Consider the following 523-nt stretch of genomic DNA (forward strand, 5'->3'; position numbering starts at 1 on the left):
TCCCTGGAGCAGGCCGTGGATTTGCTGTCAGCGACCATGGCGGTGGTCAGTAATGATTCTGGTCTGATGCATATTGCGGCCGCCCTGAAGCGGCCACTGGTAGCCGTATACGGCTCAACGTCTCCCGGCTTTACGCCGCCCTTGGGTGATCGGGTAGCAGTGGTACGATTGGGGCTGGAGTGTAGCCCCTGTTTCGAGCGTGAATGCCCGCTGGGCCACCTGAACTGTCTGCGCCAGTTACCGCCTTCTCAGGTGATTGAGGCACTGGGGCAGCTGGTTGGAGATGAGTGATCAAATGGAATTGAATGGCAGTTATGTTCACCCTCACTGGCGTTTGACGCTGGATGGGCTCGGCTTGAGTACGATGAAGGACTGGTTGGCGTTGGATAAAACGCTGGTCGATGAGCCTAATCAGCGAGGAAGAGGGGTCAGTCAAGTCTTCCGGGCTAGTGTGATTGGCGCTGAGGGTGAGCCAGTGACAGTGTACATTAAGCATCAGCGCAACTATGTGCGTCGCAGTGTG

At 56.8% G+C, this 523-nt stretch carries 2 protein-coding genes; both read left to right on the plus strand.

The features are described 5' to 3' along the window. The coding region (locus A3754_RS05030; RefSeq protein WP_304439810.1) for a glycosyltransferase family 9 protein at window positions 1–291 on the plus strand (291 nt) is incomplete at its 5' end. Between the two features lie 4 nt (window positions 292–295). After that, on the plus strand, window positions 296–523 hold a 228-nt coding region (locus A3754_RS28435), incomplete at its 3' end, for a hypothetical protein (RefSeq protein WP_231880488.1).

The organism is Alcanivorax sp. HI0083 (assembly GCF_001635175.1).